A 7572-nucleotide genomic window follows, 5' to 3' on the forward strand; every position below is an offset into this window, starting at 1 on the left:
TATAATCCCCCAGCAAATCCAGACAAGAAATCAAAGCAATCTTATTCCAAATTAGTTACTATTTGTAAAAAATTGGAGTATTAAAATGAGCAGAAAAAGAACGGTCTACAGTGCTGAATTTAAAAGCAAGTTGGTATTAGAAGTTTTAAAGAATGAAAAAACACTGCAAGAAATTGCCAGTGCAAATAACATCACACCTAAGAACCTACAAAACTGGAAAAAAATATTCTTAGACAATGCAGAAATAGCAATGGAGCCCTCCAAAGCCGTTAAAGATTACAAAGAGGATCTATTAGCAGCTCAAGAACAAAATGAGATGCTCACAAAAATCGTAGGAAAAATGACGGTTGAAAAGGAGTGGCTCGAAAAAAAGCTAAAAAGCTTGGACTCATCTGATAGAAAACAGTTGATTGAGCCCAAGCTTAACACTCTACCTCTAACACAGCAGTGTGCATTATTAGGATTAAATAGAAGCAATCTCTATTACAAAAAAAGAGAGAATAAAAAGAAAGAAGAGATCAAAACTCAGATTAATCACATTTTTAAAGACATCCCTATTTATGGTGCGGCTAAAGTACACCAGCAGTTGCTTGAAGGTGGTTTTAAAGTCAGTTTAAACACGGTGGCGAGTTATCGGCAGCAGATGGGCTTGAAAGCCGTATTAGCGGTAAAACAAGTCAATACAACGATCCCCATAAAAGAACATAAAAAATATACTTATAAGCTTAGAGATCTTGATATATCACACGCTAACCAAGTTTGGAGTACAGATATAACCTATATTAAAACCAAAGAAGGGATGGTTTATTTAGCGGCGATTATTGATTGGCACTCAAAAGCAGTGCTCGCCCATAAAATATCAAACACAATGGATTCTTTTTTAGTTATGGATGTATTAGATGAAGCGCTTTCTCTCTACGGAACACCTGAAATTTTTAATACGGATCAAGGCAGTCAATACACCAGTGAAATTCATACCCAACGACTAAAAAACAAAGGCATTACTATTTCTATGGATGGAAAAGGACGAGCAACGGATAATATTTGTATTGAACGGTTTTGGCGAAGTGCAAAATGTGAGCGTATTTATTTAAATGAATATGGTTCAATTAGAGCGTTAATAGAAGATGTTGATGACTATATTGAGTTTTATAATCATCAACGGTTTCATGAAACCCTGGACTATAAAAAACCAATGAATGTATATAGAGAAAGTATTTTAGCTAATGAACAGCAGAATGAAGCGGCTTAGGAATATGGAATAAGGATTGTTGAAAAATCTGTCTTGACTCTTTGGGGTGCTATATTATCAACTGCTCGATAAAAATATGTCCACTCTCCTTTGACTTTAATATAGGTTTCATCCATCCGCCACCGCCCACACACAGGACGCTTCTTTTTGTGAAATTCTTTCTCTAATTTAGGCGCAGACGTGATAACCCAGCGGTTAAGTGTGCTGTGGTCAACATGATAGCCTCGTTCTTCCGCTATTTCTTCAAGATTGCGATAACTGAGTGGGTAAGCCAAGTACCATCTGACATTTAGGAGAATGATCTCTTTTTCAAAGTGGCGCCATTTGAAACTAAGCATTTGAGAATTCCTGATATAGAGATTTAAACTTAATGATAACAGATAACCTGGGGAAGTGAACTTTATGCGACAGAACCCCCTCGCGCGCTATCGCGCACTTCGGATTGGCAAATTTCCCTGCGCCTTCTGGAGACTATCAGCCCGTCCGGGGCTGACAGCGGATGCCGTCAATGAAGCAGAAAAATGGAAGGTACAATACAGAGAATTACTTGGCAAAGCGGAGATCGAATGCCCACCACCCGATAAGCCTAAAGAAGTAAAACGGGAGCGAATAAAACGCAGTAAAGCTAGAAACTTACTGGAAAGGCTGATTAATTATGAAGAGGATGTCTTGCGCTTCATGACAAATACCTGGGTGCAATTTACCAATAATGCCGCAGAAAATTCGATTCGGATGACCAAGGTTCAACAGAAAATATCCGGCTGCTTTCGTAGTACCAAGGGTGCAGAGATATTTTGTCGTGTCAGAGGGTATTTATCAACGTGCCGTAAACAAGGTCTAAGTGCAACTCAGGCAATGCCCCTGGTCTTTGAAGGAAAGTTACCTGAATTTGCTTTATAATTTCATTGAACTACTCAGCGAAGCTGAGTAGTTACTAATTAAGAAACTTCAGTTGCACTAAAAAAAGGGGTTAAAATGCCGAATTTAAAAAATAGAATGATTTTTATTAGCCATGCTTGGGAATACAATGAACACTACGATAAAGTCGTGAATTGGTTAAAGGATGCAGCCAATTTATCTTGGAGTAATTGTAGTATCACTGCTACTAATGCATTGCCTGATAAGACGTGTAAAGGTCTAAAAGAAGGGATGACTCGACAAATAAACCCTTCTCAAGTCGTATTGATACTTGGTGGAATGTATTCTGCTCATAGTGATTGGATTGAATATGAAATCAATGAAGCGAAGCGTTTAAATAAAACCATTATTGCTATAAAACCGTGGGGGCAACAGAGAATTCCTCAGATTGTACGAGATGCATCTGTTTGTGGCCCTGTAGGGTGGAATTCTGCAAGTGTTATACAAGCAATCAGAGATCACACCTAAAAAGTGAAATCCTATAATTAAAATAGCCAACACCTAACTTATAGATTAGTGTTATGCATTTTCTCTAACTTAGAGAAGCAGATTGTTCGACGAGTTAATCGTTTTATCCATGCTCTAAAATTCAAGTTTTTACGTTCAATTTTTTGGGTGTTTTTCTTACCTATTTCATGTTTCTCAGCATCGAGATGACGTTCATAAGCGCCCCAGTCATCGGTGTAATAACGACTGATATTTAAAGGCAAAAGTAACGCTTTTAATTCTTTGAAAACAATGTCCTTACGCTTGCCAAAAACATAAGCGAGTACCGTGTTGGTTTTATGATCAACAGCATGCCATAGCCAGCGTTGATTGCTTTTATTTCCTACAAAAGACCACTGTTCATCCATTTCGGCTTCATCACAGCAGACCTGTTCTAGTCTGACTTCCAATGGTTTCCCTTGATCAAAGGTCTGAAAAAGAGGGTTCACTTGAACAAGACTGTTTTCTTTGTTTTTTAAAGTACGAGTCACCGTATTTTTATTGATTTTAAGAACCCTAGCCGTGTCTCGAGTGCCACTACTATTGATAGCCATTTCGACAACGTGTTCTTTGGTTCCAAATTCACATGCTTTATAACAATATTCCAACATGAAGGTGTTGGTTGAGCAAGCTGTGGTCTGGCAACGATATCGCTGCACACCACGATCGCTACTACCTGATTTCATCAGGTTGGAATTAGTACAGTTAGGGCAGGTGATTTCTTGATAATATTTCATGAGGGAATTATGCAATAAATCACTTTCTTATTCTATTGCTCTCATGCTAAACACAGGTTTAACCCAGGCTATTTACTTTATATCAATAAGGAATCATGAGTGAAATCAACTTTTAGTAAATCAAAAATTTGCTTTGTAATTATGGGGTTTGGGAAAAAAACTGATCTAGATCTTGGTATTACTTACGATTTAGATAAAACATATAAAAATATAATTCGACCTGCTGTTGAAAAAGCAGGGTTTGAATGTGTAAGATCTGATGAAATAAAAGATTCAGGTCTTATTGATAAGAGTATGTATGCCTTATTAATGCAAGCTGAATTAGTAGTTGCTGATATTACTACACTTAATCCTAACGCAATTTATGAGCTTGGTATACGTCATGGTGTTAGGCCTCATTCAACTATAATTTTGAAAGAAAAAAAGGGAAAGATACCATTTGATTTAGATCATACTAGAATGTTTATGTATACTCATTTAGGAGAAGATATTGGTGTAGATGAAGCGGAACATTGCAAAACAAAACTTACAGACTTGATTCATGAGGTTACAGAACAAAAAAAGATAGATAGCCCATTGTATTCCATTATTAATGGAATTATCCCTCCAATTATTCCTGAATCTGAATTTGTAAATTTTATTGATGATCTAGCAGATAGAGAGAAGGGTCCTTTTGCATTAGTAGAAAAAGCAAAAGCAGAAATGGAAAAAGAAAATTTCGAGCAAGCAAGCAAATTATGGGAGAAGATTAGTGATAAAGCTCCATCTGAGCCATACTTTATTCAGCAGTGGGCTTTGTGTAAGTATAAAAGTAACACCGAAGATGTAGCAAACTTAACCGATTCACTATCTATTATAGAAAAACTCATTACTGATGACCAAAATACGAATGACCCTGAGACTCTAGGTATACGTGGTGCTATTTATAAGAATATTTGGTGGTTAACGAAAGATCTATCAATACTTGAACGGGCAATAGAATGCTATTGTAAATGTTTTAAAATAACTAATAATTATTACAATGGTGAAAACTATTCTTTTTGTTTAGATGAGAAATCAAAAAATATTGAAGATGCAAATGAAATTATTTATTGTGAAATTGAAGCAGAAAAAACCAGAAAACAAATAATAAAAGATTTGAAATATCTAGTTGAGTTAGGCGATTTTGAAAATAGATTAGATAAGAAATGGATATATGCTTCACTTTCAAATTGTTGCTTAGCAGTAGGTCTTGAAGAAGATGCAACAAAATATGAAACCGATTTTCTATCTCAAAAACCTTTGGAATGGGAAATTAAGACCTTTGAAAAATCAAAAAAATATAATAATCAGGCGGTCCTGCGTCCGCCACAGACTGAGCACAAAGCAGCTCAGTCATGGCTACCACAAATGGCTCTACGGCTATTCGGGATAAAATTTTAGCCTCCCTCGTGCGCTATCGCGCACTTCGGATTGGCAAATTTCCCTGCGCCTTCTGCAGACTATCAGCCCGTCCGGGGCTGACAGCGGATGCCATAGTTGAAGACAGCCCTTTTTCATTGTTTCCCCAATGGTGGCAAAATGGAATCTAACTATTACCCCTAGAATTTACTAAGATAGAGATCACAAGACCCAAATCAGTTTATTAACAAGGGATTTATTAACAATTTCAGCCCTTTAGTTTTTTAACAGCGTTTATTAACGCTGTTTGCGTAGAATCAGGGCAAAATGAAGGTGATTATTGGTGCTGCTGATGATGGTGTATAGATAACACTGTCAATGCGTAACTTCTATTACAGTTGATTTTTACACAAATATTTATTTTTTGCGACAGAACCCATCGCCTGTCGTTTCTTCTTGAATGACAACCATGATGTCTATACCCAAACTACTTGAAGGTGCAGGAATTACCCCGACCGTCATTCCCGAGGGTTTTACCGGGAATCCATGTACATTCAATAGAACCCTGCTAAAAGCATGCAGGGATGACGAGATAAAATAACCTGCATCTTGATTTCGTTTGGGTATACGTATCTTTTGCGACAGAACCTCCGAACGAGCGCATTGTTATGCACACTCTGGTTATTCTTATTTTGCTTTAAAACCACCATTACAGAACCATTCATTATCCGCCATTGCTTTATACATGGCAGTTCCCCATGAATTCCTATGATTATTATTCCGCGTTTTAAAGGCATCTAATAACTGGTCACGTACATCTTCTGAGTTTGATTTTACTAAAATATTTTTTAGCTGGCATCGGATATTAGCGAGTTCAGCACCTGCCTGAGAGGTATATAATGAGCCAAGACCATAAATATTAAAATGCTGTTTTATTCGGGCATTCATTGCGTCACTCCAATCATCTACATCCTTAACAAAGAAACTAATAGAAACTGGTGGGCCCTTAACGACCTCAGCAAACAACCACTGCACAGACGTTACATCGTCATAATATGGATGTAGTGTCTGCTCTTCAGTAGTTGTCGGAACTGTACTTCGCTTCAATTTATTACAATCATAACATGCTGGAACGAGATTGAATGGAACAACAACCAATAATGGGAAACGAGCTTTTGGTAAATAGTGATCTAGTGTCGATACTGTTCTTTGTCCACAAAGTGGGCATATTCCTTGAGGTGCAGATGCTTTCAGTTTATCGTAAACAGACCGGCCAGGCGCCCCCTTCTTGGCCATGCGGTTTGTATATACAAGCACCATCTCATTTTCTGTAACTTTCTCTGCTATATTGTCATGCTCATTTAAACGGTAGAAACTCTTATCCATCCCATTACGATTAAACTCTTCTGCCGCCTTATTCACATTATCTACAACTGAGCTCAGCTTGTCTTTTAAGCTTTTGTTTGCTACATGACTAATACATGTTAAAAACACATCTTTTGGATCTTCCTCTGGTTTAACTATAACTCTCATGGCTATAGCTCTTCTTTATGTCGTTCTGCAATAAGACCACGCAATATACCCCTTGCCTCTGATCCTAAATTATTACCAAAATACTTAACAATATCTTGGAAGCTATCTTTGTTTTCAAGCGCCTCGTTTAACAATCTGTGGTACCCAGACTCAGTAACTTCAAGTCCAAATATTTCACGTGTGAGGATGCCTAAATTCTCACCAAATGTTTCTAATTCTGGTCTTTCTGCATTTGCTTCCAACCCTGTTCGACGAAGTTTCCAAACACAGTCCTTCGGCACCTCCTGAACAATAACTGGTGAATGAGTTGCGATAATTGCCACCCCATTTCTATGAGACAATAAATCTGATAAGGCTCTAACAAATGCTGATAACAACGGAGGATGAAGGTGCCCTTCCGGCTCATCGATTAACACTAGAGTTTTCTCTTCAACTTTTTCGACTAGTTTGGTTATAGTCAGTAGTACGATGCCGTGTCCTGAACTCATTTTCTTGTACATTGGCCTAGCTTCTTCTAACTTGTCAGCATCACACGAAGAGACAACATCACTAAGTGAAAGTTCTCTAAAAAGTGGATCAGACTCTAAGTTTTTTATTGCTATGTTCCAGCGTTCTAATTTACCTTGTGAAACACACGCCTTTAAGCTGTCAACAAATTCATCAGTAAGCATTTCATGACTCATTGGCGTGCCACCTCTGCTTGATGAGCGTTTTAATCCCACATATGAGTAGCGTATGCCTTTTGTTTTATCTTTTTGCTCAGGATAGGGCTCAAATGGATCAAATGCACTAAAGGCGACAGAAACAACACCAGCGAATAAGTCCTCATTATTCTGTTCTCCCCAGGGATTTTGTGAATCTGAAAAATTACTATCCGATTTAATGGATCCAGTTTTTTCATCTGGAACAAGTGCTTTTACCATTTCGCTTAGTAAATGCGTTTTTCCTACTCCATTACGACCAATCAACACATGAATATTCGTAGGAGGATTCGACTCAGGATCTACAGAGAATTTAAGATCTAGTCCTGCTGTTTTTTCCCCTTGCGGCATATTATATTGAAAATCATAATTTGTTAGTACGGAGCCACCTTCCAAAAGTCTTTTAAACTGTCCATTTATCGAAGATATGCTTATATCCCGCAACAAAGACGTTTTTGTTACTTCTTCTTTTATCGCTCTTTCTAATAAGTCTTGATTCTGCACGACATCATTTAGCTGAATAAGAACTTCTTTCTTAATTCCGTCATTAAGCTTATTAATGTTT

7 protein-coding genes and 2 pseudogenes are annotated in these 7572 nt (G+C 37.5%); 5 read left to right on the forward strand and 4 right to left on the reverse strand.

The window, feature by feature from the left end:
* Positions 1–85: 85 nt before the first annotated feature.
* Positions 86–1252, forward strand: a complete 1167-nt coding sequence (locus K6984_RS29620; protein ID WP_087870166.1) for an IS3 family transposase — start codon at positions 86–88, stop codon at positions 1250–1252.
* 56 nt (positions 1253–1308) lie between these two features.
* Here the strand turns inward: K6984_RS29620 and K6984_RS29625 are convergent.
* Positions 1309–1590, reverse strand: a pseudogene (locus K6984_RS29625) (IS6 family transposase); the annotation flags it as partial.
* A 169-nt stretch (positions 1591–1759) separates the two neighbouring features.
* Here K6984_RS29625 and K6984_RS29630 point away from each other — a divergent pair.
* A pseudogene (locus K6984_RS29630) lies at positions 1760–2152 on the forward strand (IS66 family transposase); the annotation flags it as partial.
* 75 nt (positions 2153–2227) lie between these two features.
* Entirely contained in the window at positions 2228–2638 is a 411-nt protein-coding gene (locus K6984_RS29635) for a TIR domain-containing protein (protein ID WP_221898566.1), read from the forward strand.
* A gap of 38 nt (positions 2639–2676) precedes the next feature.
* Here K6984_RS29635 and K6984_RS29640 read toward each other — a convergent pair whose 3' ends face one another.
* Positions 2677–3393, reverse strand: a complete 717-nt coding sequence (locus K6984_RS29640) for an IS1 family transposase (protein ID WP_221898567.1) — start codon at positions 3391–3393, stop codon at positions 2677–2679.
* 99 nt (positions 3394–3492) lie between these two features.
* Here K6984_RS29640 and K6984_RS29645 point away from each other — a divergent pair, with 99 nt between their 5' ends.
* Together K6984_RS29645 and K6984_RS29650 are read left to right on the forward strand one after the other, a co-directional pair.
* The gene (locus K6984_RS29645; protein WP_230988360.1) at positions 3493–4815 is read left to right on the forward strand and encodes a tetratricopeptide repeat-containing protein; all 1323 of its coding nucleotides are present in this window, start codon (positions 3493–3495) and stop codon (positions 4813–4815) included.
* Positions 4770–4964, forward strand: coding sequence for a hypothetical protein (locus tag K6984_RS29650; protein WP_221898568.1), 195 nt, complete (start codon positions 4770–4772; stop codon positions 4962–4964). Before K6984_RS29645 ends, K6984_RS29650 begins: the two co-directional genes overlap by 46 nt.
* Positions 4965–5460: 496 nt before the next feature.
* On the opposite strand, the gene K6984_RS29655 is transcribed toward K6984_RS29650, so the two are convergent.
* The gene (locus K6984_RS29655) at positions 5461–6306 is read right to left on the reverse strand and encodes an HNH endonuclease (protein WP_221898569.1); all 846 of its coding nucleotides are present in this window, start codon (positions 6304–6306) and stop codon (positions 5461–5463) included.
* A 2-nt stretch (positions 6307–6308) separates the two neighbouring features.
* Positions 6309–7572: AAA family ATPase (locus K6984_RS29660; RefSeq protein WP_221898570.1), on the reverse strand; the 1264-nt coding region annotated here is incomplete at its 5' end.

Origin of the sequence: Bathymodiolus japonicus methanotrophic gill symbiont, assembly GCF_019721995.1 — a bacterium.
Lineage (GTDB): Bacteria > Pseudomonadota > Gammaproteobacteria > Methylococcales > Methylomonadaceae > Methyloprofundus.

What these genes read in the sequence shown, in the direction of transcription:
- K6984_RS29620 (WP_087870166.1), top strand. Translation starts at nt 86, where the DNA reads ATGAGCAGAAAAAGAACGGTCTACAGTGCTGAATTTAAAAGCAAGTTG.
- K6984_RS29635 (WP_221898566.1), top strand. Translation starts at nt 2,228, where the DNA reads ATGCCGAATTTAAAAAATAGAATGATTTTTATTAGCCATGCTTGGGAA.
- K6984_RS29640 (WP_221898567.1), bottom strand. Translation starts at nt 3,393, where the DNA reads ATGAAATATTATCAAGAAATCACCTGCCCTAACTGTACTAATTCCAAC.
- K6984_RS29650 (WP_221898568.1), top strand. Translation starts at nt 4,770, where the DNA reads ATGGCTACCACAAATGGCTCTACGGCTATTCGGGATAAAATTTTAGCC.
- K6984_RS29655 (WP_221898569.1), bottom strand. Translation starts at nt 6,306, where the DNA reads ATGAGAGTTATAGTTAAACCAGAGGAAGATCCAAAAGATGTGTTTTTA.